Origin of the sequence: Asticcacaulis sp. AC460 (assembly GCF_000495795.1) — a bacterium.
Lineage (GTDB): Bacteria > Pseudomonadota > Alphaproteobacteria > Caulobacterales > Caulobacteraceae > Asticcacaulis.
Genome location: NZ_AWGD01000025.1, coordinates 157,568 through 184,325 on the forward strand (window position 1 = coordinate 157,568; position 26,758 = coordinate 184,325).

Consider the following 26,758-nt stretch of genomic DNA (forward strand, 5'->3'; position numbering starts at 1 on the left):
TATCACGGCAAGTCTGAGGGGGCCATGATCAAAGTTTCATATACACGTCGTGGAATGCTCAGCCGTCTGGCCGTGGCGGGCGGATTGGTCGGGCTGGGTGGATGTGAGGTTCGCCGTCATCCTTCCTACACCTTCAAGTATACCCTGACGATCAAAGAGACCACCGGCCTGCGGCAGGGCAGCAGCGTTGTAAAGGTGAACTCAAGCACAAGCTATGGCCTGGGCTCCGGGTCTCACGTCACCCGGAAAGGGGACGCCGCCTGGGTTGAGTTAAGTGATGGCCGGCTTGTCGTCGCGCTCATGGAGGGGCGAGGGGCCCCGGATTACCGTCCGGGATGGCGGGAAGGGACCGATTACCTGTTCATGCACCTCTACGGCATCGAATGGAACCCGACTGACGCCGCTTACGAAAAGTGGTCCTATCAGGAACTGGCGCGGCAACGGGGAACCCGTCGCCTGGCGGCCGAGCAAATGCCCATCCTCATTGTGTACGATGACCAGACTGATCCGGACGCATACAGGTTTGTTGATGTCGCAAATCCGGCGGCGACGTTGGGGGGCGCAGTAAAATCCATCGCAATCGACATTGCGATAACGGATGAACCGGTACGGTCCGGTCTCAAGAAAAAGTTGCCTTGGCTGAAGGACAAGAGCATCTACAGGGTTCAGACGGGGCGGGGCGGAATGCCGCTAAGTGTTGGACGCCATCAGCTGATTTCCGATTGATCTTCTTTTAGACATCCATCGATTGCATGGCTTGGCGCCGGGCGGCCTTGCGGTCTGCGCGGCGTTCTTCGCCGGGATAGTTGTCAGCCGAACGGCGGCGGCGGTCAGGGCCCTTGTAGTTCGGCGCCAGCACAAAGCAGCGCGGATAGTCTACCACCGCCACCAGCTTGCGGAACAGTTCCTTCGGAATTACCGGCTTGACGCAGACCTCGTTGATGCCGGCGTCGCGGGCGGCTTCGATGCGACTTCTCTCCGTCGAGCCCGAGATGACGATGATCGGTGAAAAACGGTTGGCGTGGTTTTCCTTTGCCCGAACCCGCCGCGTCACTGCCAGGCCGTCGCCGCCTTCCAGCACGTAGTCCAGCAGGATAATGTCGTAGGTCGAGCGCTCCATGGCGATCTCGGCCTCTTCCGCCGAGGTGGCCGTGAAGATGCGTCTGGCGCCGAAGCCGCGTAAAACGGTTTCCAGGATCTGCCGCATATGGGCATTGGAATCGACGATCAGGATTTTACAATTTTGAAGTCCGACCACACCGCCCCGGTACACGTCAGCTAACGCTGTTACACGCTGAGGATGTACCTGGGGAATTAATAAAGGTTTAAAACGGCCTTGATTAACGCATAACGTGTGGTATCTGAAAACGATTGTCGCAAGCCCTTTCACGCCAGGCTGGTGCTGATGGTCAGGCCCTGTTTCAGCGTCTTGGTGACCGGCGTGCGTTCGGAAACATCCAACAAACGGGCGATCTGGTCCTTATCGAGCGAACCGGTCAGCAGGAGCGTCCGGTCGATGAACTCCTTGCCCGTGTCGTCGCGATAGAAATGCAGGGCGACATCGGCCGATTCCAGCGGCCACTGTTTGCGGTCGGCATACATGCGGAGCGTAATCGCCGTGCAGGCCGACAGCGCGGCTAGCAACAGATCGTAGGGGGCTGGACCGGCATTGCGGCCGCCATTACCTTCGGGCTCGTCGGCGATCAGCGTGCGGCCGGCGGTTTCGACCTGGGTGGCGTAGGCTTCGGTGCCGATATGGGCTGTGGCGCGGGCCATGACGGAGTCCTTTGCGAGTCTGGGGGAATGCTTACAAACCACGGATGCAGACAAAGAAAAAGCTCTCCCGGCGAAACCGGGAGAGCTTTTGTGCTTAGGCCAGGGCCGCCACCTTGGCGCGGCGGTTGTCCAGGCTGAAGGCGCCGGCGCCGAACGCGACCACCTGCAGAAGGCCGCCCACAATAGCGATGTTCTTCATGAAGTGGATCATCTGGTTCTGGTCGGCGAAGTTGTTGTGGAAGCCGAACGCGGCCGCCAGCGTAAAGCCGGCAATCGCAGCGGCAACCCAGCGGGTCTGGAAGCCGACGATCAGCAGCAGACCGCCGACCAGTTCCACCGCCACGGCGACGGCATAGGCGACTTCCGGCAAGGGCAGGCCCGCCGACGCGATATAGCCGATGGTGCCTTCGGAGGCGGTCAGCTTCGAAAAGCCGGACAGGACGAAGATGGCGGCCAGCAGCAGGCGGCCAAGGGCGGGCAGGTAGGATTGCGCTTTAGACATGACAGATCTCCCAGAGGGGGGGCAAAAGGATCCCGTCACCGCGGACATGAGGTCCGCGGTCCTGCAGGCGGGAGGGAAGGGACGGCTCCGCAGGCCGGAGCTAAAAACCTTACTTAGACAGTTTGATCGCGGTTTCAGCGACCCGGCGGCCCTGATAGCGGGCGCCGGCCAGTTCGTTCTCCGACGGCTGGCGCGAGCCGTCGCCGCCGGTGATGGTGGTGGCGCCGTAGGGCGAACCGCCGGTCACTTCGTCGATCTTCATCTGGCCCTGGAAGCCGTAGTCCAGGCCGACGATCACCAGACCGAAGTGCAGCAGGTTGGTGATGATCGAGAACAGGGTGGTTTCCTGGCCGCCGTGCGGCGTCGCCGTCGAGGTAAAGGCGCCACCGACCTTGCCGTTCAAAGCGCCGCGCGCCCACAGGCCGCCGGCACGGTCCCAGAAGGCCGCCATCTGCGAGGTCATGCGGCCGAAGCGGGTGCCGGTGCCGACGATGATGGCGTCGTAGTCGGCCAGTTCCTCGACCGTGGCGATCGGGGCTTCCTGGTCGATCTTGTAGTAGGACGCCTTGGCGACGTCGTCCGGTACGGTTTCCGGCACGCGCTTGATGACGGCCTCAGCGCCGGCTTCGCGGATGCCTTCGGCGACGGCCTTGGCCATGGTTTCGATGTGGCCGTAAGACGAATAGTAGAGAACGAGAACCTTGGTCATGACGATTGTCCTTATTGGCTTCGGGGAGGTTGGGAGTTCGGTTGTAAAATTGCGATCGGTTAAACGATCTGGCCCATGCGGCCGGCGTGGTAATCGCGGACAGCCTGTTCCAGTTCGGCGATGGTGTTCATGACAAACGGGCCGTGGCGCACGATCGGCGCATCCAGCGGATCGCCGCCGACCAGCAGCAGTTCGGTCTCCGGCGTGGCGGTTAGTTCGACCGTGTCTCCGGGCGCCAACCGGGCCAACTGGCCGGCCGTAACCGTCTGGCCATCAATCGTGGCCTCGCCAATCATCACATACAGCGCCAGTTCACGAGGGCTACGGGCATCGAGGCTGAGCGCACCACCGTCCTTCAGCGAGGCATGGACCACGAAGGGCTGGCCCGAGGTTTCGACCGGTCCGGTCAGGCTGCCGACCTTGCCGGCAACCAGGCGGACCGTGCCGTTACCGGCGTCGATCAGCGGAATCTCGTCGCGCTTGACGTGGCGATAGGCCGGTTCGGCGTGCTTTTCGCCCTTGGGCATGTTGATCCACAGCTGGATGCCGTGCTGGTGGCCGCCATCGCGGCGCATGATGTCGTCGGGCGATTCATCGTGGATGATGCCGCGGCCGGCGCGCATCCACTGGACTTCGCCCGGGCCCATGGCGCTGATATTGCCCAGGCTGTCCTTGTGCTGCATCCGGCCTTCCAGCATCAGTGTCAGGGTTTCGATGCCGGCATGGGGATGGGCCGAGGCGCCCTTGGCTTCGCCGGGCTGGACATCTATCGGACCAAACTGATCCAGGAAGATGAACGGGCCGATGGCCTCGTAGCGGCGCGAAGGGATGGCGCGGCGGACTTCGAAGCCGTCGCCTTCCAGGGTGCGGAAGGCGTCATGGACGGTCGCAACGGCGCGGGTCTTGGTAGCAGTCAGGGTGGACATGGTGTCGTTCCTTCATTTCGTTGGATTGGTTCTACGCGCCTTGCCGCGTTCTGAAAATCCGGATAATATTGAACAAAATTTTCAGGAAATTCGATATGTCTCAGATCGGCACCCCCAGCCTCGATCAGCTTCAGGTCCTGGTCTGCGTGATCGAAACCGGCAGTTTTGCCGCGGCGGCGCGGCGGCTGAACCGGGCGACGTCGGCGATCAGCTACGCCATCGACACGATGGAATTCCAACTGGGCCTGACCCTGTTCGAGCGGATCGGCACCAAGAAGCCCGAACTGACCGAGGCCGGCCGGGCGCTGCTATCGTTCGCGCGCTCGATCCTGCACGGCATGGACAAGCTGAAGGCGCGGGCGGTGTCCCTGCGCGAAGGCCAGGAGGCCGAGGTCTCGATCGCCGTCGACGTCATGCTGCCGACGGCGCGGCTGATCGACGCCCTGCAGGCCTTCCAGGCGGCGTTTCCGACGGTGCTGCTGCGGCTGCATGTCGAGGCGCTGGGGGCGATTTCGCAACTGGTGCTGGACGGCACTGCGCGTGTTGGGATCAGTGGGCCGCTGAACGTTTCGGCCGAGGGCATGGAGCGCAGCCAGATCGGCCATGTCCGCCTGGTGCCGGTGGCCGCTCCGTTTCACCCTTTGGCGCGGGCAGGGCGCCACGCACCGGGCGACGCACGCGAGCATATCCAACTGGTGCTGACCGACCGCTCGCCCTTGACCAAGGGCCAGGACTTCGGGGTCATCGCTACCAAGACCTGGAGATTGGCCGATCTTGGCGCCAAGCATGCGTTGTTATTGGCAGGCGTGGGCTGGGGCTCGATGCCCGATCCGATGGTCCGCGGCGACCTGGAAGCGGGCCGACTGGTGGAGCTGGACCTGCCGGACTGGAAGGACGCCTACTATCCGCTCCAGGCTGTATGGTTGTCGCAAACCCCGCCCGGACCGGCGACCCAGTGGCTGATCGACCGATTTGCGGGGCAGGTGTAAGGTTTCGCAGGGGCCTCGGGCCCCTGCACCCCGTAACTGGGACAGTGGTTACCTGCATCCATAAAAAAGACCGGGGTGAATGCCCCGGTCTTTTTTATGGATATAAGTAACTCCGTCGCGGTTTCGGGGTGCAGGGGTCTGCGACCCCTGCAAAAACCTTACTCCAGCACCACGACCGTCACCGACTCGGGCGCCAGCTTCAGGCTCAGCTTACCGCCGGAAACCTTGGCGCTGATCGGGCGCGGCTTGACCGTATCGGGCTTGTCGAAGGTGTTGATGCTGTCGATTTCCGGCGCATACAGGGTCTCACCTCGCGCCGTCTTGGCCGTAAAACCCAGGGCGTTCAGATCGACCTCGACCGGAGCCTTTGGATCGACATTGGTCAGCGAGACATAGATCTTGCCGTCCTTGCCCTTGGCCGCCGCCACATCCAGCCGCGGCAGGGTAATGCCGTCGATCGTGAACGTCCCGGCATCGGCCGTCACCGGCAGGAAGGTCGCATCCTGGAACGGCACATAAAGCTTGAAGACATGGTAGGTCGGCGTCACCACCATCTTGTCGCCCTTCGTCAGGATCATGGCCTGCAGCACATTGATCATCTGGGCGACATTGGCCATGCGCACCCGATCGGCATGGCGGGTGAAGATGTTGATGGTCACCGCCGCCACGATGGCGTCGCGCTGGGAATTCTGCTGATGCAGGAAGCGCGGGTTCGACCCCGGCGCCGCCGTATGCCAGGTGCCCCATTCATCGACGACCAGGGCGACACGCTTTTGCGGATCGTACTTGTCCATGATGGCCGAGTGCTTGCTCACCAACTCTTCCATCTTGTAGGCCGAGCGGATGACGTGGGTGTAGGCCGGCTCGTCGAAATCCTGGGCGGAATAGTGCGGCGGCCACTGGTCGAAACCCGAATAGTAGTGCAGCGACAACCCGTCGATCGACCATGAGAAGATCTGCTTAGTCGAGGCCTCCATCATGACCTCGGTCCACTTGTAGTCGTCGACATTGGCGCCCGAAGCGATCCGCTTCATGCCGTTGGGATCGAAATCGCCGTTCGGCAGTTGCTGGGCATTGTCGTAGTTGCGGGCAAAGGTAGCATAGGTCTTGTAGACATCGGCGTAGTGCTCCGGCGTCATCGACCCGCCGCAGCCCCAGCTTTCGTTGCCGACGCCGAAGAAGGGCACCTTGAACGGAGCCGGATGGCCATTGGCGGCGCGCTCACGGGCCAGGGACGAGATGGCCGGATCGGCGGTCATGTATTCCAGCCAGTCGGACATTTCCTGCACCGTACCCGATCCGACATTGCCCGACATGTAGGCTTCGGAATCGATCTGGTCGATGAAGTCCATGAATTCGTGGGTGCCGAAGTGGTTGGACTCCGCCACGCGGCCCCACAGATAGTTGACCGTCGACGGGCGCTTGTCCTTCGGGCCGATGCCGTTGCGCCAGTGATAGTCGTCGGCATAGCAGCCGCCCGGCCAGCGAATATTGGGGACGTGGATGGCCTTCAAAGCGGCGACGACGTCGTTGCGGATGCCGCGGGTGTTGGGGATGGGTGAGTCTTCGCCGACCCAGATGCCGTCATAGATGCCGGTCCCCAGGTGCTCGGCGAACTGGCCGAAGATATGGCGGCTGATCTGCGGTCCGGGCTTGGTGGTGTCGACGGTGACGGGTGTGCCGGCAAAGACCGGCGCCGCGGCCAGCATGAGGGCGGCTACCGCCCCGGCCAGATAGGTTTTCATCATCCCTGTTTTCCTTAGCCCGTTACCCTGACCGTGTCCGGCCGCAACGACCGCACTTCAAACACATCCAACCCGGTACCCCGCGTGGTAAACCTGACGCGAACCGTCTCCTTGCCGGCCGTCATCGCCGCTGGCACAGCATAATCCACCACCCGGAACTGCGCCTCTGACGGATAATCCAGCTTCTCATTGGCCAGTAAAACCCCATCGACCGTGATATCGAAATTGCGCCGGATATCCTGCCCCCAATAGGTCACCTGCAACACCGTCTGCGCCTCGACGCCCAGGTCGAACTCGAAATACTTGCCGGTGGTCCACATCATCCACCGTCCCGATCGGCCCAGCCGCGACGATGGCTCGGAAACATCGGTGACAAAGCCATGATCCCGCTCGGGCTGCATCTCCCCCAGCCGCATGATGTCGATGGTCCGCCAGTTCAGCGCCAGGCGATTGGCTTCGGCGTCCTCATAGGCGGCCTTCTCGACCTGCCATTGGTCTTCGGTAAAGAGCGGGAAATAGACGGCCGTGCGGCGATGATACTGGTTGAAGAACGGCACCAACTGCACCGTCTCAGGCTGCGCATTCAACGTCAAACTCCCGCGATCGACCGCGCCCAAAGCGCTGGCGGCCACCACCACCGGCGCCTGGGGGACGTCCCCTTGCGCCGGGCCCATATCACCGGCCATGACCATCGGGCCCTTGATAAAGGCCGCCAGGCGCGGATTGTCCGGCATGGTTTCAACTTTAAGCGCGTGGGGCAGGGTGAGCACGACTGTGTCGCCTGGCTTCCATGTACGCCGCACCCGAACATAACCGTTCTTCACCAGCAACGGCGTCGCCTTGCCATTGACCGCCAACTGCGGACCATCGGCCCACTTCGGCACCCGGATGGCCAGGGTAAAGTCGGCCTTGCCCTTTGGCGTCACGGTAAAGGTCGCCGCTTCGCCCTTCAGGATGTCACCGCTCAACGCGATCTTCGTCGCCTTGTCGGCCCAGGCCAGCTCCGACGGAATGAACAGGTTGGCGTAAACCGTCTCGCCGGACCGCCACCAGATCGAGTCGCCGTGCTTGGCATGGCTTTCCATCCCCGATCCGACGCAGCACCAGAAGCTGTTCTCCGGCGTCGAATAAAGCCGCTGTGTCCCCGACGCCAAAGGCACGAAATAGACGAAATTCCCGGTCTGCGGATCCTGGTGCGCCAGGATGTGGTTGAGGTGGGCGCGCTCATAATAGTCGAACCATGACGCGTCGGGCTGCCACTGATACAGGTGTCGCGTCAGCTTCAACATGTTGTAGGTGTTGCAGCTTTCGCAGGTCTTGTCGTCCAGCCGGCCGCTGAGTTTATCCGGCGCGCCGAAGTGCTCGCCGGCCGAATTGCCGCCGATGACATAGGAATGGTGATGCACCACCCGGTCCCAGAAGAAGGACGCCGTGTCGCCGTAACTCTTATCGCCGGTCACCTCATAAAGCCGCGCCAAACCGATCAGTTTCGGAATCTGGGTATTGGCGTGCTTGCCTTCCAACTCGTCGCGACGCTGCGACAGCGGCGTCAGCACCGCCTTGTGATAGATACGCCGGCTCATGTCGAGATAGCGTTTGTCGCCGGTGCGAACATAGGTCTCGGCGAAGGCCTCGTTCAGCCCGCCATGCTCGGCGGCCAGGACCTTCTGCATCTCTTCGTCCGACAAACCGTCCAGCACGCCGATCAAATAGTCGGACATTCCGACGGCAACCTTCAGCGCCTGGCCGTTGCCGCCATAGCGATGCGCATCCAGCAATCCGGCATGGACCTTGTGCCAGGTGTAAAGCGGCACCCAGCCGCCATTGAGATCAAATCCCTGCGACGTAAGGACATGCCGGCGCAGTTCTTCATAGATAATCTTGCCGTCGACGACCTTGCCGTCGCGCTCGACCGTGGTGCCGCCGACATAGCCGTCGCCCTGAGCGGCCTGGATGACGGCCATCTCGTTGACGGTATAGTCGAGCTTCGCCTTGAACGCCGGATCGCGGGTCTGGGCATAGGCCAGGCCCAGCGCCGTCAGGTAATGCCCCAGCGAATGGCCGGCAATGCCCATATTCTCCCAGCCGCCGTAGATTTCGCCTTTCGGTTCCAGTCCGGCGGACTTGCGGAAATTGTGCAACAGCCGGTCGGGCGCCAGCGACAGGAGATAGCGACCATTGGCGTCGACGGCATCGCGCCACACCGATGGCATCAGGGTCACGGCTTCAAGCGGGAAGGGGGCGACCTTGACCGGGTCTGTGGCGGCATGAGCGACGGCCGGTAAACCCGCCATAGCTGCGCTGGTCAGCATAAGACCGCGACGCGTGAACATAGACCATCTCCCTGCTTTTTGTCTGACAATAGGTAAGCGGCTGCGCGGCGTCAATGGGGGAGGTGTGGCGCAATGGAAGAACAACTGACTCTTAAATCAGCGTCTCCATGATTCGAAACTGCGACGATCGCAATTTTAATTACATAAAAACAATAAGTTGCGATTTCCTTCCTTGGTATGCCAGGATGTGCTGACTTGTTGTGGAGCAGGCTTCGCACGGTACGGACGGCCATGGCGACCGTTCTTGGATCGTGGTAGAGCTTGCTTAACCATTAAGCGAATATTTACATGATCTGGCTTGGTACGGGAGGTACGCTATGGAGGAGGTAGTAGGGGACGCCCATGTCTCGCACCGGCAGGAGGCATTTGCAGGAGCCTATATCCGCGCGGTATGCGCAACGATCGGTTACAGCATAAGCAAGCCCGAGACGGACCATGACAAGGTCGATTTTATTATCTCTTCGCGAGAGAAAGGCAGCGTTCTTAATAAGCCAAAAATTGACTTGCAGTCTAAATGCAGGATGAGCGGCATTGCGACCGAAGACCCTATCGCCTATTCCATAGATATAGAAACTTACAACAACCTACGAGATTCCAGAGTATCCAATCCCAGATTGTTAATCCTTACGCTTGTGCCAAATTCAACGTCTGGCTGGATGAGTCAATCTGAAGAGCAATTAGTTCTCAAGCATTGTTCATATTGGATTTCTCTGAAGGGGCAGCCTGAGACGAAAAATTCTACTGGCATCACTGTTTACTTCCCTAGGGCAAATTTATTCACACCGATTTCCCTAAAGGAAATGATGATAAAGACCGGGAATGGGGAGGATTTGTGATGCGTGCGACCGTCACCGACGCAAATGCAATTGCCGCTCTGAAGCCTCAGAATATCATCGGCTACTTGAAAGCCAAGGGTTGGACCAAGTACAGCGAGAAGCGAGGGGCATTTAGTGTTTGGATTAATGACCGGTTCCCCGATGCAGAAGTCGTCGTACCCAGCAAGCGCGAAGCCAGTGATTTTGTGACTAGGCTAGGTAGTATTCTCCCTGAGCTTGAAAGTGCGGAGCAGCGCTCGCAGGTCGATATTTTACGCGATCTGCTTAATTCCGGATTCGACATCATGCGTTTAGCCGCGAGGTCCCCATTCACCACCGACGGCTCAATTCGCATTGGTGATGGCGTGCATCTTTTTGAGCACGCCCGGGAAATGCTGTTGGCCGGAGCGTGCGCGGCGGTCAAGCCAAGAGCGGTCTTTCACTCCCGCAAACCACAACCAGCTCTGGAGTACATGGACCAAGCCCGACTTGGTCAGACCGAGCACGGAAGCTACGTTCTAACAATCTTGTCACCGGTTGCGCCGCTCTTGCACGCTTATAGCGACGAAGAGTTGTTTCCCGAAGAACCGTTTGCGCGCCGGGTAGTCAAAACTCTCACGAAAGCAATCGCCCTTACAGTTGACGCTGCTGACGCAGCCATTGTGGACACAGACTTTAGTCCATTTCAAAACGCCGTCCAAGGCGGGGTCAGCGCCAACCTTTGCGAAGCCCTTGCTGGATTTTTTAAGATATCTGATCCCACTGAGATGAGCTTTTCTGTGGGATGGGCGCTAAATCGCCCGATGCCAGAACAAGAAGCGCCGGGCAAAATCACAATCACGAACGATATTATTCCTATGATTGAGGAGGCAGCAAAGACGTTCCGCCAGAAGGACACTCTTGAAGCCTACCCGGTGACCGGTCCCGTAGTCAAATTGGAACGGCCTGAGAATTCCGAGTCCGGGGTGGTTACGATTTGGGCGAATGTCGAAGGTGTTGTCAGAAAATTGAATCTTACTTTGAATGAAGCTGAGTATAAATTGGCCACGGAGGCTCATAAGAACTACAGTCCAATTAAAGTTGTTGGTGACGTCAAAAAGCAAGGCCGCTCTTACGTAATCGCCAATCCTATAAATTTTGACGTTATTAAAGATAGCGATGATGCTGACGCTGTCGAAGCAACTATAAATTGAAATATTATCTGCGCGAATACTGACTTCGCGGCTGTAGCCAGCCCTGATGGCCCTTTGGGCGGCGAAAGCAAAACATGCCTGCCAGGGGTACGGTTTCGGACAGGGGATGTACGGGGGGGAGGCCATCCACCAACGGTCTGGAGCGCTTGCTAGGCCTTCGCTCGTCGCGCGCCAAGACGAAAGCCGCGAAGTGCAAAACATACTTCTGCAATGCCGCGTCAAGAACGGTTGGGGAATATTGCTTCTGTACCGGTATTCTTGGTTTCGTAGGGCATCGCGGCGGTAGTGGCGATATGTCGATTTTTTCCGATTTTTTCGACACGTTCGTCGGTGATGTCGATAGCGTCGACATTAGAGGTTCGCGCTCCGAACGGGCCGATGATAGACCTCGTCAGAATTTTGTACGGTGCTATTGATCTGGCGCGGCATCTCCCTTCGAAAAAGTAAGCTGCCCGGTCGCGCCCGGCACCGCTTTCCGGTCCTGGTCAGAAACTATACCGGCAAAGGTGGCGCTGCCGGGCATGGCATGGCCGGTCGTGTCGTCCGTATGGATGGCCTGACTTTGGAAGGCGAGGAACAGGGCCGTCCACTGATTGGCCGTGCGGTCGTGCAGGAGCAGGGCGCCATCCTGCCAGACACCGTTGTGGGCCGCAAAGGCGCCGATACTGCCCTGGTTCATATGGACATTGTGCACGCCGTCCGAGAAGAGCTCGCCGAAGACATAGGTGTCGACGGCCTCGCCCCGTTTGACAGCCTGATGCAGGTGCTGTTCCAAGCGGTCGAGGAGATCGTCTTCCAGGGCCGGTGTGTCGTGGGGCAGGGCGGTGACAGCGGTGACATCGAACATTTTGCCGCGGATAAAGTCCAGTGCGCCGCTGCCGGCGCGGCAATCCAGGCGGGTAAGCCCAGTCGTCAATTGCGGGTAATGTGCCAGTTGCGGGTGCATATAGTCGGAAACAGCCAGATAGACGACTTCGGATGGGCCTTCCGACGATTTGACATTGACGGCTGCGCGAAAGATGCGGCCTTGGGCGTCGAGAGACATATGCAGATGCGGACTTCGCCGTGGGGCGCGCTCGGCGTTGTAGCCGATGATCCGCCCCTTCAGGACGCCATAGTTTTTAAACCCCATGATCCAATTTTCCGCCCGTTGTTACGACAGCTATACCCAATTGGCAGATGATTGGGTACTCCCGGCTGCCGGCATACTATGTCATGGTGTCGGCGCGTAAGGACTGGAGGCGAAACATGCCGGTACGGAACTTTGGGCCCACCGAGGGTCTTGATGCCGAAGACGCGGCGAAGCTGGACGCGCTTCGTGCCGCCGTTCAAAAGGGCATCGATTCTATAGAGCGCGGCGAATACACCGAATTTAAGGATGCTGCTTCCCTGAGGGCGCATTTAGCCGCGATCGCGGACAAGGTCCTTAAAGGCGAAGCGTAATCGTGCGGCACTAAGCCTATTGGCCGCACGATTCCCGCAGTACCAACTGCGTCGGGATACGCACCGACTCCGCGGGTTCGCCTTCGATCAGGGCGCAGACGCTGTCGACCAGGCGGCGGGCGGCGGCTTCGGTATCCTGGCGCACCGTCGACAATCGCGGCCAGGCGATGTTGCATACCCACAGGTCGTCGAAGCCGATCACCGACACATCCTCCGGAATCCGGTAGCCCCGCGACATCAGTTCCCGCATGGCGCCCAGTCCCAGTATGTCGGTCGAGGCGAAGATCGCGTCGAACTGCGTTCCGGCCTCCAGCAGGCGGCGGACCGCTTCGGCGCCGTCGTCGATCTTGAGCTGGCTATCGATGATGAGCGTCGGATCGAGCGCGATGCCGGCGGCGTCCAGGGCGTTGCGGTAGCCGTCGAAGCGTTCCAGGAATTCCCAGTGGTCGGTGTCGGTCTTGCCGATATAGGCGATGCGGCGTCGGCCGGATGCAAGCAGGTGGTTGACCGCGTCACAGGCGCCCGAGCGGTTGTCGGAGGCGACGCAGATCTTGCCGTTCTCGACCTTGTCCAGGCCCCACACCACCCAGTTATCGTCCTTCTGGTTATGGCTGCGGAAGTTTTCGGCATAGGTGTCGAAGTTCTTCGAGCCCAGGAAGATGATGCCCTCGGCCGGGCGGCTGAGGCAGTAGCCGGCGCCCCAGTCGTTGCTTTCGCGCTGGAGGGAGATCATCACCTCATAGCCGCGGTCGGCGGCGTAACGGACGATCGAGCCGACGATGGGCAGGAAGAACGGATTGATGTCGCTGTGCTGTTCCTCCATGTCCTCGAGGATCAGCAGGGCCAGGGTGCGTACGCGCGATGAGCGCAGGAAGCGGGCATTGTTGTCGATCTTGTATTTAAGGACTTCGGCGGCTTTCAGCACGCGGTCGCGGGTGCTGTCCTTGACCAGGGACGACTTGTTGAGAACGCGCGATACGGTGGCCTGCGACACGCCGGCGGTGGCGGCGACGTCGATACAGGTCGGCTGACGCTTCATATAGCTCATGGGTTACGCTCCTCCGGCCGGAACGCCTGATTTCGGGACGGCGTTCTCACTTTTGTCGTTTCTCTGCAAAGCCTAAGCCGAATTTGCAAAAATGCGCAGAAGAATACGTATTCACGGGGCTCGCCCTACGTCGATGTCGTTCTAACGCCGCGGAGCGGCCTTCCCGACGTAAAGGGGTTGAAACACGAATGGCCACGAATGGACACGAATAAGAAAGGCAATGATGCCTTGCTGCCAGAGTGAACGCGGCATCAGAAACATTGCCGTCGTGTCGGCTCAGCCATTCCTCCTTATTCGTGTCCATTCGTGGCCATTCGTGTTTCAACCCCTTGCTGTCGATTGCCGCTGCGCGGCGGATTCAGGTCGTCCCTGCAAAAAAATGAATACGTTATCATTTTGATTTTTCGGGTTTTATCCCGATTACGCCTGCGCGATAGTTTCCAAAATGAAACTGCAGGGAAACATGTCCTTCGATCGCGTCAGTCACCCAGTCAACGGTACACCGGTCGCGAAGATGCGCCTGGCCGACCTGGCGCGGCTGGCCGGCGTGTCGGTGGCCACCGTGTCGCGCTCCCTGCAGGACTCCCCGTTGATCAACCGCACCACCAAGTCGCGCGTGCGCCAGCTGGCCGCCGACAACGGCTTCTTTCTGCCCCAAGCCGGTCCGGCAGCCGTCAAAAGAGTCACCGTCGCCGTCATGATGCCCGTACGCGAGGAAGCACTCCATGCCGCGCTGCTGCCGGGTCTGGTGACGGCCATGCGCGAACTGCGCTGCAATCTGCTCTTCGTGCCGCTGGGCCAAGGTGCTTTCGATGACCTGCCGCGTGTACTCGATGCTACCGGCGCCGATGCCTTCCTGTTCTTCGACGAACGTGAAGCCCGTTCCGCCCTGGCGGCGCTGAAGACGCATCGCTTTGTCGTCTGGGGCGGCGGCGAAGGGCCTTACCGCCGCGTGGCGCCCGACAATTTCGCTGCCGGACAGGCCGCCGTGCGCCATCTGGCCGAAGCCGGTTGCCGCCGCATCGCCTATCTCGGGGAAACCGAAGGCGCCGATACGACCCAAAGATTCATGGGCTATCTCACCGGTCTCAACGAAGCCGGTCTGGCCGTCGATCCGTCGCTGATCCTGTCCTCGCTGGACGATGCGCCGCAAGGATTCGACGGGCTGTTCATCGCCAGCGAGTCCCTGGCGCGGACGGTCCCGGATATGCAAACCGTCACGGTGGGCGAGGGCGCCGAGCGCGCCGCCCGTCTCAGCCTGGATGTTCATGCAGCCGGACGGCGGGTCCTGTCGGCCCTGTTGAACCGCAAGGATGCGGTCCAGGCCGGTTTCGAAAAGATTGCCTATCAGCTGACGCCTTACTGATTTTCCAAAGTTATCGCGTGAACACCATGAGTAATGCCGAACGCCAACAGGGCGTAATTTTCCGCGCCTGAAATTGCAATAACTTGCAATATAAATGCAAGTATTGCAAAATATATAATAATATAAAACCTGCAAGAATACGTATTCATCAAATGAAAAACTCAAATTTGCAAAAAGTTGTAAAATGTAAATTCCTTTAAAATCAATGATATGCGCTGTGTATTGCCAAATTTTGGTGGCGATATTGCAACATATTTCGCCGTTATATTTTCACATGTGCCGGATTGCGCTTTGAGTTTATTGCTTAAATATGGCGCAGATTTTACATTCAAGACTCAGGCGTCCGGCAGAGGCGCTCAGGTTGAGATAACAATAAACCAGGACCTGTACACGGCGATCACGCAGGGAACGCGTTGGCATCGCCACAAAAACAGACTCATCAGGAGGATAGACTTGATTACTCAGTATTCGAAAACCAAGCGAGCGGGATTGCGGCTGCGGCTTCTGGGCTGCACCGCCCTGCTGGCCCTGGCGGCGGCGCCGGCCTTCGCCCAGGATCCGGCGCCCGCGCCGACCGGAGAAGCGGCGGCGACCGACGACGGCGTGATCGTGCTGCGCGGTATCCGCAAGGGCCTTCAGGACGCCATCACCGCCAAGAAGCGCAGTTCGTCGATCATCGAAGCGGTCTCGGCCGAAGACATCGGCAAGCTGCCCGACTCGTCCATCGCGGAATCGATCGCCCGCCTGCCGGGCATCGCCGCCCAGCGCGACAAGGGCCGCGCCCAGACCCTGTCGATCCGCGGCCTGGGCCCGGACTTCACGGTCACCACGCTGAACGGCCGTGAGCAGGCCTCGACCAACGACAACCGTTCGGTCGAATACGACCAGTATCCGTCGGAAATGATCCAGCAGGTGCGGGTCTTCAAGACGCCCGACGCCAGCATGACCTTCCAGGGCCTGGCCGGCACCGCCGATCTGCAGACCGTCAAGCCGCTCAGCTACGCCCGCCGCAGCCTGTCGGTCATGGGCAAGCTGGAACGCAACAGCCAGGACGAACAGGTTCCGGGCCAGCCGACTTCCGGCGAACGCCTCAACCTGTCCTATGTCGACAGCTTCAAGGACAAGACCATCGGCGTCGCCCTGGGTCTGTCGCACAGCAAGACCCCGTACCAGGCCCAGACCCACGAGCCGTGGGGCTATCCGACCTACAGCGACGGCAATATGGTCATCGGCGGCGATAAGTCCGGCATCCAGTCGTCCTATTATGAGCGCGACTCGGTCATGGGCGTTCTGGAACTGAAGCCCAACGACCAGTTCCACGCCACCTTCGACCTGTTCCACTCGGACTTCCACGAATTGCAGACCATCCGCCGGCTGGAATACGGCACGGTCTGGGGTTCGGGCGCGCTGCAACCCGGCTATACGGTCGAGGACGGCCGCATCACCAAGGGCACGTTCAACGGCGTGACCACCATCGTCGAAAACTACACCAACGACCGCAATGCCTCGATTGACAATTTCGGCGCCAACCTGGTGTTCAAACCCTCGGACAAATGGACCCTGGAAGCCGATCTCAGCAGCTCCAAGGTCGAACGCAGCGACCTGCGGCTGGAGTCGACCGCCGGCACCGGTGCTGCCGGTTCGGTCGTCCGCGATAACCTCAGCTTCGAAACCGTCGACGACGGCGTCATCCAGCTCGGCTCGACGCTCGACTATTCCGACTTCGACCATGTCTACCTGACCGATCCCGGCGGCTGGGGCAGCCCGCTGTACCGCGCCGGCTATGTCGGCAACCCGGAGGTCAAGGACGAGATTTCGGCGATCAAGCTGGCCGCTACGCGCGTTTTCAGCGACGGGCCGTTCCGCCAGGTCTCGGCGGGGATCAACCTGACCGACCGCAAGAAGAACAAGCACCAGTGGCAGGGCGAACTGCGCAACAAGACCGCCGCCGCCATGAAGGTGCCGGAAGCCTTCCGCACCGGCACGGTCGACACCTCGTTCTGGGGCAATCCCAACGGCATGATCTCCTACGACGCGCTGGGCCTGTACCGCAGCGGCTTCTGGAATGTGGTCGATGCCCGCGTCGATCCGGCGGCCAATACCGGCGACCGTATCTTCGACATCACCCAGACCTGGGAGATGCAGGAGCAACTGACCACCCTGTTCGTCAAGGCGGATATCGATACCACCGTCTTCGGCGTGCCGGTGACCGGCAATGTCGGCATCCAGTCGATTACCGCCGACCAGGAAGCCAACCAGGGCTTCACCAATGGCGCGACCGTAGCGGGCGATCCGACCAAGCTGATCGTTACCCAGGTCAAGGACGGCGAGAAATACACCGACATCCTGCCCAGCCTGAACCTCAACTTCAGCCTGCCGAACGACATTAGCCTGCGCGTCGCGGCGGCCACCACCATGGCCCGTCCGCGTATGGACGACATGGCGGGCGGCACCAGCTATAATGTCGCCGCCGATACCGCGCCGCCCTATGTCAACGGCAACATCACCTACTACTGGGGCGCCGGCGGCGGTAACCCGCACCTGAAACCCTGGAAGGCCAATGCCTACGACATCTCGTTCGAGAAGTATTTCGGGCGTAAGGGCTATGTCTCGATGGCGGCCTACTACAAGGAGCTGACCAGCTACATCTACTACCAGAGCGTGGCGACCGACTTCACCGGCTTCCCGCTGCCGACCCCGGCCGGCAACTATACCCGCGCCGATGCCAACCGGAACGGCTATACCGGAGCCCAGGCCAATGGCGACGGCGGCGGCTTCGTCCGCGGCGTCGAGTTCACCGCCTCGATCCCCGGCGACCTGATCCATGAGAACCTGGACGGGTTCGGGTTTATCTTCAGCGCGGCGCTGAATAACTCCAAGATCACCCCGGACGGCATCCATGCCGTGCCTCTGCCCGGCCTGTCGCCTAAGGTGATCAACACCACGCTGTACTATGAAAAGCGCGGCTTTTCGGCGCGGATCAGCCAGCGTTACCGCGAGGCGTGGCTGGGCCAGGTGCCCAACTTCGACTCGTCGCTGGGTTCGCAGTGGGTCGACGAGGAAACCGTGGTCGACGCTCAGGTCGGCTACAACTTCGAGGACGGGCCGCTGAAGGGGCTGTCGCTGAACCTGTCGGCCTATAATCTAACGGACCAGCCGTTCCGCTACTATGCCGGCGAAAACCAGACCCAGAACATCCTGAAGTACGAGAACTACGGGACGACCTACCTGGTATCGGTCGGTTACCGCTTCTATTGATGAAAGGGCGCCTGCCGGGATCACCCGGCGGGCGCTTTTGTTTATGATAAAATCAATCGTTATTGCCGGTGGTGGCACGGCCGGCTGGATGACGGCCGCTGCCCTGGCCCGCGTTTTCGGGCCGTCGCTGAACATCACCCTGGTCGAATCCGACGAGATTGGCACCATCGGTGTCGGCGAAGCCACCATCCCGGCCATTGCCCGTTTCAACACCATGCTGCGCCTGGACGAGGACGCCTTCCTGCGCGAGACCCAGGGCACGTTCAAGCTGGGCATCGAATTCCGCGGTTGGCGCGAGCGCGGCCACAGCTATATGCATTCCTTCGGCGCGGTCGGGCGCGACCTGGCCTACCTGCCGTTTCATCACTACTGGTACCAGGACCGCATGCAGGGCGGTGACGCCGGTGAACTGGGCGACTATGACCTGAACCACGCCGCCGCCTACGCCGGCCGGTTCGCCCGTGCCGACGACCTGGTCCACGCCTTCCACTTCGACGCCGGCCTCTATGCCGCCTTCCTGCGCCGCTATGCCGAGGCCGGTGGTGTCACCCGCATCGAAGGCCGCATCGCCGACGTCACGGTCGATGGCGACATCCGCTCACTTCGCCTGGCCGATGGCCGCGAGATCGCTGGCGACTTCTTCATCGACTGCACCGGCTTTCGCGCCCTGCTGATCGAAGGGGCGCTGAAGACCGGCTACGAGGATTGGCGCCACTGGTTGCCGTGCGACCGCGCCCTGGCCGTGCCGTCGGCGCGGACGGGGGCGCTTCTGCCCTATACCCGGGCGACGGCCCAGGTGGCCGGCTGGACGTGGCGCATTCCGCTGCAGCACCGCACCGGCAATGGACATGTCTACTGCTCCGCGCATACCAGTGACGACGAGGCCCATGCCGCCTTGATGGGGCAACTCGACGGCGAGGCACTGGCCGATCCGCGTCCGATCCGCTTCACCACCGGCCGGCGCAAAAAACTATGGCACCGGAACTGCCTGGCGATCGGTCTGTCGGCCGGATTTATCGAGCCGCTAGAATCGACCTCGATCCATCTCATCCAGTCGGCGATCGAGCGCTTCATCATGCTCTTTCCGCGCGGTCCAAATCACGATCGTCTGGCCGAAGACTTCAATAATTCCAGCATTATGGAAATGGAGAATATAAGGGATTTCATCATCTTACATTACCACGTCAACGGACGGTATGATGAAACCTTCTGGAATTCGTGCAGGAACATGACCGTCCCCGACAGCCTGCACCACCGTATCGAACTGTTCCGCGAGACGGCGGCGCTTCACATTCCGACGGCGGATATCTTCCGTCTGCCGAGTTGGTTACAGGTGCTGCACGGCCAGGGCGTCGAGCCCCAGGCGGTGCACCCGTTCACCGAACGGGTAGCGCGCGACGACCGGGCGCGGTTCCTGCGCGGGCAGCGCCACGACTGCCGGGAACGGCTGAAACACCTGCCATCCCTTGCCGGATAAGGTAGTCCAGGTGTGGCTCGGCATTTGCTGCGCGGCCGGCGATGTCGGCGCGCAGGTTGCGGCCCAGCTCGCGCAGGTCCTCGATCGGAAACCGTTCCGCCCACGGATCGGCTGTGTCGGGACGGATGCCGAAGCCTTCGAACATGCAGAGCCAACTGGCTTCGAAGAAGCTGTCCAGATCCTGGCGGACCAGATGCCCGCCGGCGCGGAACAGGTCGACCCGGTGCTGCAAGCTGTCCGGCAGTTCCATGCTACGGCATTGATCCCAAAGGGATTCTCCCTGGCGGCGGTTGGCGCAGTAGTGCAAAATCAGGAAATCGCGGATGCGGGCATAGACGGTTTCTAGGTGTTGGTTGAACTCGGCTGCCAGACGCGGATCGGACGGCCGGGCGGGCCATAGGGCGATCAGCTTCTCGATGGCGACCTGGATCAGGGTGATGCTGGTCGACTCCAGTGGCTCCAGGAAGCCGCCCGCCAAACCGATGGCGATGCAGTTGTTTTTCCACGGCTTTTCGACATGTCCCGCGGTGAACTGCAACCGGTTGGCCGGCGCCAGGGCTTCGCCTTCCAGAGCTTGCCGCAGAGCCGCTTCGGCGTCGTCGTCGCTGATGTGAGCAGAGCTGTAGACATAGCCGTTGCCGACCCGGTGCTGCAACGGAATGCGCCACATCCACCCGCCGGGCTGTGCCGTGGCGCGGGTGAGCGGGGCGATGTCGTCGGGATTTTCCGGCGCACAGGGCAGAGCCACCGCGCGGTCGCACGGCAACCAGTTGCGCCAGTCGCGGTAAGGCGAGCCAACGGCTTGCTGGATCAGCAGGCCGCGAAAGCCCGAGCAGTCGATAAACAGGTCGCCCTCGATCCGCCGGCCATTGTCGAGGCTCAAGGCGGTGATATCGCCGCTTTCGGAATCCTGATCGATTGAGGTGATGCGGGCGTCTATGCGGGTGACGCCGTCCGCTTCGGCGCGGCGACGCAGGTGGGCAGCGAACAGGCCGGCGTCGAAATGTATAGCCCAGTCAAAGACTTCGAACTCGGCGCGTGGCGACTTGGTCGGCTCAGCGAACCGGCCGGCATAGGCCAGTTGCGTGCCAAGGCAATAGTCATCGAGGGGGTGCTCATCCATGCGCTGCCACAGGTGGTGGAAGGGCACGTGCCCGGCCGAGACGCCATACTGGCCGAACGAATGGAAGAAACGGTGGCCGGGATGGCGCCAGTCGGCGAACTCGATGCCGAGTTTGAGGGTGCCGTTGGTGGCGCGCATGACTTCACGGATGTCGAGGCCGGTCGCCTCAAAATACTTCTTAATAGCTGGAACTGTGGCTTCGCCGACCCCGACCGTACCGATGGCGGACGATTCGATCAGGGTGATGTCGAGGCCGAGCGGCTTGAGGCGGTGGCTGAGCGCTGCGGCGGTCATCCATCCCGCTGTGCCGCCACCGGCGATAATGATACGTTTTGTCATGCCGACAGGCGTAACATCGGGCGGGGCTGACGCCTACGCCCGGTGGCCGAATGGTAACGTATTCATCTGGGTGAGGAGAAGAGAATGGTGGGTGGGCACGGACTCGAACCGTGGACCCGCTGATTAAGAGTCAGCTGCTCTACCAACTGAGCTACACACCCGAAACCATTCATCTTATCAGGCCTTGCGGCCTTTCCCTTTTGGGGAGGCGCCCTCATAATCGGTTTGTTTCCGCGTTGCAAGCCCTAATCCACAAATCTCATGACCGCAAATCAAAACGGGGAGAGCGCAACCGGAAAGACCTTGTATGTTTAGTATTTCAATTTTAATTATTCGGTCAAAAGAATGAGGAAACCGATATGACCGTCTCCCGACGTACCGCCCTGGGCGGCATGAGTGCATTGGCCTTTGCGGCGGCGACCGGCGCCGTTGCGCAAACCGTGCCGGCCAAGGGCGAATTGAGCAACCCCAACGCCTCGCCCGAAGCCAAGGCCCTGTATGCCTGGTTGTGGAGCCAGTACGGCAAGAAGACCTTGACCGGCCAGCAGGAGTCGATCTGGCGCCAGCCCGACGGGCCGCGTTACGAGCTGAACTATATCGAGCGCACGACCGGCAAGCTACCGGTGATCCTGGGGCTCGATTACATCGATCCCAACGATTACAACGCGCTGAACGACCGCGCTACCAAGTGGTACAAGGAAGAGGGCGGTATCCCCAGCATCTGCTGGCACTGGGGCAATCCGATGATCGGCACGGGGTACGACAATTCCAAAAAGTACTTCGACATGTACAAGGCGTTCAAGCACGGAACGCCCGAAAACGCGGCCCTGGTCCGCGACCTGCGCATCATTGCTGATAACCTGACGGTGCTGCGCGACCGCGGCGTACCCGTGCTGTGGCGGCCGATGCATGAGTTCACCGGCAACTGGTTCTGGTGGGGTATGCAGGGACCGGAGCCATTCAAGGCGCTGTGGATCGCCATGTATAAGTATTTCACCCATGAGCGGGGCCTGAACAACCTGATCTGGGTGCTGGGTTACACGGCCGAGGTCAAGCCGGGCTACTATCCTGGGCGGCAGTATGTCGATATTGCGGGCGCCGACACCTATGTCGATCACCACGGGCCGCTGAGCGAGATGTTCGCCGCCGTCAAGGCCGAGGTCGGCGACACCGTGCCGATCTGCCTGCACGAAAACGGCCCAATTCCCGATCCCGACAAACTGGGGCCCGATGCCGACTGGTTGTGGTTCATGACCTGGCATTCGGAATGGATCATGCCCGGCAAGCACAATACCGACGCCAGTGTGAAGAAGGCCTATCTGTCGGAACGCTACCTGACCAAGGATGAGGTGGCCGGAGCTTTCAAGCTGTAGGGTGCGGCAAGGACGCAGGGGAAAAACCGGCGGCGATAACTTAAATTTGCAGAGAGGTCGCGGAATACCTCTGTTAAGAGCGCCGGTCATTGCGTAGTTTACGCGCAGTCTGTTTGATAGCAAAGCCATTGGGGGGATATGATCATGGCAATTTATAGCGGTACGCCCGGCGACGACACCTACGTAGGTCCCGACGAATTCAATATGATCTCCGGCGGGGACGGCAATGACAGCCTCACGGGTGGCGCGGTCGTCGACTATATCTGGGGAAACGAAGGTAATGATACCCTGACGGGTGCCGGCGGGGATGATCTTCTGATGGGCATTGCCGGGGATGATAGTCTGACCGGTGGGCTCGGCAACGACTCACTCTGGGATGGTGGTGCAGATGATGCTGGCAATGACACTTTGGAAGGGGGCGAAGGCGGCGACAGTTTGGTAAGCTATGGTGGCCGCGATGTCATCGATGGCGGTTCCGATAGTGACAGCCTGCGTTTTGACCGATCGACCTCGACATTCAGCTTCCATCTCAGCATGGCGGACCTGACCGCCGCCGGCGATCATGTCCTGGCCGACGGCACGCTGGTGCGCAACATAGAGTATTTCAGTGCCGCATTGGGATACGGCAATGACACCCTGTCCGGGGGAATGGATGGAGACCAGTTCGATGGCGGCGGCGGCGCGGACAGTCTTTCGGGATTACTGGGCTATGACAGGTTGGAAGGCGGCGACGGCAACGATACAGTCGACGGCGGGGAAGGCTATGACAATATCTTTGGCGGAGCAGGCAACGACTCGCTGATCGGCGGTACCGGGCACGACGAATTGCAGGGCGACGATGGTCATGATCGCCTGAAGGGGGATGCTGGCGACGATCGGCTGAACGCGGGTGCCGGTGATGACACTGTCGAAGGCGGGACGGGTCTGGACACCCTTACCGGCGGCGACGGCAATGATACGCTGAACGGCGGCGACGGTAACGACAACCTGTTCGGCGGCGATGGCAACGATCTGTTGGAAGATGTCGCCAGCGAAGTGCTCGACTACACCTACATCAATTTCGACGGTGGCGCAGGCAATGATACCCTGACGGCCAGTGCGATCGGGGAAACGCTTCAAGGCGGCTATGGCGACGATGCTATCAATGCCGGCGGCGGTAACGATACCCTGTATGCCGACAATGGCGAAGGCGATGGCGGCAACGATAGGGCCGATGGTCAGGCCGGCGACGACATCGTTTACAGTTATGGCGGAGCGGACTCGATTGATGGTGGGGCCAATAATGATACAGTCCTGCTGTTCCGGCAAACCGCGACCCAGAACCTGGCGATAAGCGCCACGCTGGCGGCGACCGCTCAGGGAACGACCCTGGCTGATGGGACACTTCTTCGCAACCTCGAAAATTTCTACGTCTACAGCGGCAGCGGCAACGATAGCTACACCGGCGGTAGTCTGAATGACGAGTTCCGTGGCGGCGGTGGTGACGACGTGGCTACGACCGGGACCGATGGCTACGACATCCTTCACGGTGAGGCCGGCAACGATACCCTGGCGGGTGGGGGCGGCCGCAACGAATTGTTCGGTGAAGCCGGCAACGATGTGATAACCGGAGGTGCGGGTGCCAGTTTCCTCTACGGCGACGTCGGTGACGACACCCTGACAGGCGGAACGGGCCAGAACGTCCTGTGGGGCGGTGACGGCAATGATCTGCTACTGTCCGTCGGCGGTTGGGGTACAATGTTAGGGGAAGCCGGTAACGATACCCTGACAGGCAGCAGCGTTACCGACACCATGGTCGGCGGGCAAGGTGATGACCTGTTGTCGGGTAACGCCGGAAACGACATCCTGAACGGTGACGTCGGAAATGATGTCGTGAACGGCGGCGCCGGTGACGACGTTCTGCATAGTTACGAGGGCATCGATACCATCGACGGCGGCGAAGGTTGGGATACTGGCAATCTGGCGATCTCCAGCGACCTCAATCTTCTTCTGGACGGGACGCAGGCGGCAACCCTGGCCGGACTGACCCTGAACAACGGTACGGTTTTGCGCAATGTCGAAGTCTTGTGGATTTCGCTGCTCGGCGTAGGCAGTGACACCGTGTCAGGCGGCGGTGGCAATGACAGCTTCTGGGGAGGCGGTGGCGGCGACGTGCTGCAGGGCGGGGCCGGCAATGACAGCCTGACCGGCGGCTTCATCTACACAACCATAAACAGCGGCGATGACACCCTGGACGGCGGTTCAGGCAACGACCTTATCAGCGGTTTCGATGGCCATGATGTTCTTGGCGATGTCGAGACCGGCCAGGGCAATGATACGGTCATGGGCGACGAAGGGACGGACCTGCTTTACAGCCGCGAGGGCGCCGATATGATCGACGGCGGCACGGACGAAGATGTGATCCTGCTGTTCCGCACCTCGACGAACAACTTCGTCATCGACATGGTCCAGGCGGCGACGTCCGAAGGCGTGATACTGCTGGACGGTACGGTTGTGCGAAATGTCGAGCGGGGTTGGGTGACCTTGGGCGGCGGCAATGACACATTTATCGGCGGAGCCAGCTTTGACAACTTCTGGGGCGGTGACGGCGCGGACCTCGCCAACGGCGGGGACAAGGCCGACGAACTGTACGGCCAGGGCGGGGATGACACGATTAAGGGGGACGCCGGAGCCGACCGTCTGTCCGGTGGTGTCGGTCGGGACAGTCTGTTGGGCGGCGACGGCGACGACTTCCTTTTCGACGCTGGCGACGGTTCTGCCGGGGGCGGGAGCGACACGATGTCGGGAGAGGCGGGCAACGACCTGATCAACGGCGGTCTGGGTAATGATCTGCTTCTGGGCGGAGCTGGTAACGACTCGCTGAACGGTGAACAAGGCGCCGATGAGATGACCGGCGGCCTGGGCGACGACGCATTCACAGTCGACGATCTCGGCGATCTTGTCCTCGAAATCTCTGGTGGTGGAACAGATACGGTCACGTCATTACTCAGCTACAATCTGGGCGCCAATGTCGAGAACCTAATCTTTGCAGGCAGCGGGAACTTTACGGGTAATGGCAATTCCAACGCTAACGCCCTTACGGGCAGTATCGGCAAGGATTGGCTGGACGGTGGGGCCGGCAATGATACGCTGACCGGAGGCCTGGGCAATGACACGTTCGTTGTCGATGCCGACGATATTGTGGTCGAATGGGGCGCCAGCATCGATTGGGTCCTGGCCGGTCGCAGCTACAATCTTGGCGCCTTTCTGGAAAACCTGGCTTTTAGCGGATCCGGCAACTTCACCGGCAACGGCAATGCCGCGAACAACATTATTAGTGGCAATTCCGGCAACAATTGGCTGGACGGCGGGGCAGGTAACGACACCCTGACCGGCGGTCTGGGTAATGATGTGCTCGTAGTCGACGGCGATGACGTTGTGGTCGAAGCAGCCAACGGCGGCAACGACTGGGTCCTGGCCAATCGCAGCTTTAATCTGGGGGCCAATATCGAGCACCTGGCGTTTAGCGGAGCCGGCAATTTCACGGGCAACGGCAATGCCGGGAACAACATGCTAACCGGCAATTCCGGCAACAATTGGCTGGACGGTGGGGCAGGTAACGATACCCTTACTGGCGGCCAGGGTAATGATGTCCTCGTGGTCGACGGCGATGACGTTGTGATCGAAGCGGCGAATGGCGGAAATGACTGGGTGTTGGCCGGTCGTAATTACAATTTGGGCGCTGAGGTCGAAAACCTGGCGTTCAGCGGGACCGGCAACTATACGGGTAACGGCAATGCCGGCGCCAACAGGCTGACCGGAAACTCGGGCAATAACTGGCTGGACGGCGGACTCGGCAATGACACCCTGACCGGCGGGGCCGGTAATGACGTTTTCGTGGTCGATGCCGATGATGTGGTCGTAGAAACCGCCAATGGCGGCAATGACTGGGTTCTTGCCAGCCACAGTTACACCCTGGGCGAGTTTGTCGAGCATCTGGGCTTTAGTGGAACCGGCAACTTTGTCGGCAATGGCAACGCTGTCGCCAACATCCTTAGCGGCAATTCCGGGAACAACACGCTGAATGGCGGGGGTGGCAATGACGTCCTGGCAGGCGGGCTGGGGGCCGACATCTTCCTGTTCGGGATGGCCAGCGGCGCCGACACCATCAACGACTTCAAAGCAGAGCAGAACGATATGATCAATATCAACGCCTATAGCGGTGGTACGGCCCATGCTGGATGGGTGTCGCAGTCCGGCACCCATGTGGTCATCACACTGGGCAGCGGCAATGCCATCACCGTCCTCAACGCCAGCCAGACGGATGTCCTCAGCCATATGGTGTGGTAACGCCTCTGTCCGGA

At 60.6% G+C, this 26,758-nt stretch carries 20 protein-coding genes and 1 tRNA gene; 10 read left to right on the forward strand and 11 right to left on the reverse strand.

The genetic code is table 11. The annotated features are described in order from the left end of the window. Positions 1–24 precede the first annotated feature (24 nt). Positions 25–726 carry a hypothetical protein gene (locus tag ABAC460_RS39025; protein WP_155914668.1) on the forward strand — a complete coding sequence of 234 codons (702 nt, stop codon included), beginning with the start codon at positions 25–27 and terminating at the stop codon, positions 724–726. Positions 727–733: 7 nt separating this feature from the next. Here the strand turns inward: ABAC460_RS39025 and ABAC460_RS39030 are convergent, their stop codons facing one another. From ABAC460_RS39030 to ABAC460_RS39050, 5 genes are all read right to left on the reverse strand, one after another. Beyond that, positions 734–1,258, reverse strand: a complete 525-nt coding sequence (locus tag ABAC460_RS39030; RefSeq protein WP_155914669.1) for a response regulator — start codon at positions 1,256–1,258, stop codon at positions 734–736. A gap of 128 nt (positions 1,259–1,386) precedes the next feature. Next, positions 1,387–1,776, reverse strand: coding sequence for an OsmC family protein (locus ABAC460_RS39035; protein WP_023454183.1), 390 nt, complete (start codon positions 1,774–1,776; stop codon positions 1,387–1,389). 94 nt (positions 1,777–1,870) lie between these two features. After that, complete coding sequence (locus ABAC460_RS39040) at positions 1,871–2,278, reverse strand: DoxX family protein (RefSeq protein WP_023454184.1); 408 nt, start codon at positions 2,276–2,278, stop codon at positions 1,871–1,873. Between the two features lie 109 nt (positions 2,279–2,387). Then, the gene (gene wrbA, locus ABAC460_RS39045; protein WP_023454185.1) at positions 2,388–2,987 is read right to left on the reverse strand and encodes an NAD(P)H:quinone oxidoreductase; all 600 of its coding nucleotides are present in this window, start codon (positions 2,985–2,987) and stop codon (positions 2,388–2,390) included. 59 nt (positions 2,988–3,046) lie between these two features. Beyond that, complete coding sequence (locus ABAC460_RS39050; RefSeq protein WP_023454186.1) at positions 3,047–3,913, reverse strand: pirin family protein; 867 nt, start codon at positions 3,911–3,913, stop codon at positions 3,047–3,049. A gap of 95 nt (positions 3,914–4,008) precedes the next feature. Here ABAC460_RS39050 and ABAC460_RS39055 point away from each other — a divergent pair, with 95 nt between their 5' ends. Continuing rightward, on the forward strand, positions 4,009–4,902 hold the full coding sequence (locus tag ABAC460_RS39055; protein WP_023454187.1) for a LysR family transcriptional regulator: 894 nt from the start codon (positions 4,009–4,011) through the stop codon (positions 4,900–4,902). 158 nt (positions 4,903–5,060) lie between these two features. On the opposite strand, the gene ABAC460_RS39060 is transcribed toward ABAC460_RS39055, so the two are convergent. After that, complete coding sequence (locus ABAC460_RS39060; RefSeq protein WP_023454188.1) at positions 5,061–6,650, reverse strand: alpha-N-arabinofuranosidase; 1,590 nt, start codon at positions 6,648–6,650, stop codon at positions 5,061–5,063. Between the two features lie 11 nt (positions 6,651–6,661). After that, entirely contained in the window at positions 6,662–8,980 is a 2,319-nt protein-coding gene (locus tag ABAC460_RS39065) for a glycoside hydrolase family 127 protein (protein ID WP_023454189.1), read from the reverse strand. Positions 8,981–9,297: 317 nt separating this feature from the next. Here ABAC460_RS39065 and ABAC460_RS39070 point away from each other — a divergent pair, with 317 nt between their 5' ends. Together ABAC460_RS39070 and ABAC460_RS39075 are read left to right on the forward strand one after the other, a co-directional pair. Then, positions 9,298–9,816 (forward strand): DUF4365 domain-containing protein, encoded by a 519-nt coding sequence (locus ABAC460_RS39070; protein ID WP_023454190.1) that lies wholly within the window; start codon positions 9,298–9,300, stop codon positions 9,814–9,816. Next, complete coding sequence (locus ABAC460_RS39075; protein WP_023454191.1) at positions 9,816–10,988, forward strand: hypothetical protein; 1,173 nt, start codon at positions 9,816–9,818, stop codon at positions 10,986–10,988. The genes ABAC460_RS39070 and ABAC460_RS39075 overlap by 1 nt, the downstream gene beginning before the upstream one ends. Positions 10,989–11,397: 409 nt before the next feature. Here ABAC460_RS39075 and ABAC460_RS39080 read toward each other — a convergent pair whose 3' ends face one another. Then, on the reverse strand, positions 11,398–12,120 hold the full coding sequence (locus ABAC460_RS39080; protein WP_023454192.1) for a YukJ family protein: 723 nt from the start codon (positions 12,118–12,120) through the stop codon (positions 11,398–11,400). A 116-nt stretch (positions 12,121–12,236) separates the two neighbouring features. Between ABAC460_RS39080 and ABAC460_RS48400 the strand changes: the two genes are divergently transcribed. Then, positions 12,237–12,431 carry a hypothetical protein gene (locus ABAC460_RS48400; RefSeq protein ID WP_155914670.1) on the forward strand — a complete coding sequence of 65 codons (195 nt, stop codon included), beginning with the start codon at positions 12,237–12,239 and terminating at the stop codon, positions 12,429–12,431. Between the two features lie 16 nt (positions 12,432–12,447). On the opposite strand, the gene ABAC460_RS39085 is transcribed toward ABAC460_RS48400, so the two are convergent. Further along, positions 12,448–13,479: a LacI family DNA-binding transcriptional regulator gene (locus ABAC460_RS39085; protein ID WP_023454194.1), complete on the reverse strand. Its 1,032-nt coding sequence runs from the start codon at positions 13,477–13,479 to the stop codon at positions 12,448–12,450. A gap of 463 nt (positions 13,480–13,942) precedes the next feature. On the opposite strand from ABAC460_RS39085, the gene ABAC460_RS39090 reads away from it, so the two are divergent. From ABAC460_RS39090 to ABAC460_RS39100, 3 genes are all read left to right on the forward strand, one after another. Beyond that, positions 13,943–14,845 carry a LacI family DNA-binding transcriptional regulator gene (locus ABAC460_RS39090; protein WP_023454195.1) on the forward strand — a complete coding sequence of 301 codons (903 nt, stop codon included), beginning with the start codon at positions 13,943–13,945 and terminating at the stop codon, positions 14,843–14,845. A gap of 453 nt (positions 14,846–15,298) precedes the next feature. Beyond that, positions 15,299–18,103, forward strand: a complete 2,805-nt coding sequence (locus ABAC460_RS39095) for a TonB-dependent receptor (RefSeq protein WP_031237000.1) — start codon at positions 15,299–15,301, stop codon at positions 18,101–18,103. A gap of 43 nt (positions 18,104–18,146) precedes the next feature. Beyond that, the gene (locus ABAC460_RS39100; protein ID WP_035426269.1) at positions 18,147–19,580 is read left to right on the forward strand and encodes a tryptophan halogenase family protein; all 1,434 of its coding nucleotides are present in this window, start codon (positions 18,147–18,149) and stop codon (positions 19,578–19,580) included. On the opposite strand, the gene ABAC460_RS49045 is transcribed toward ABAC460_RS39100, so the two are convergent. Both ABAC460_RS49045 and ABAC460_RS39120 read right to left on the reverse strand, forming a co-directional pair. Beyond that, positions 19,480–21,042 carry a tryptophan halogenase family protein gene (locus ABAC460_RS49045; protein WP_081716584.1) on the reverse strand — a complete coding sequence of 521 codons (1,563 nt, stop codon included), beginning with the start codon at positions 21,040–21,042 and terminating at the stop codon, positions 19,480–19,482. The genes ABAC460_RS39100 and ABAC460_RS49045 overlap by 101 nt on opposite strands. Positions 21,043–21,127: 85 nt before the next feature. Further along, positions 21,128–21,203 (reverse strand) — tRNA-Lys (locus tag ABAC460_RS39120). Positions 21,204–21,401: 198 nt separating this feature from the next. On the opposite strand from ABAC460_RS39120, the gene ABAC460_RS39125 reads away from it, so the two are divergent. Then, positions 21,402–22,415, forward strand: a complete 1,014-nt coding sequence (locus ABAC460_RS39125; protein WP_023454201.1) for a glycosyl hydrolase — start codon at positions 21,402–21,404, stop codon at positions 22,413–22,415. Positions 22,416–22,559: 144 nt separating this feature from the next. Beyond that, a complete protein-coding gene (locus tag ABAC460_RS51135; RefSeq protein ID WP_162150331.1) occupies positions 22,560–26,744 on the forward strand; it encodes a beta strand repeat-containing protein in 4,185 nt (1,394 codons plus the stop codon). Positions 26,745–26,758: the final 14 nt, after the last annotated feature.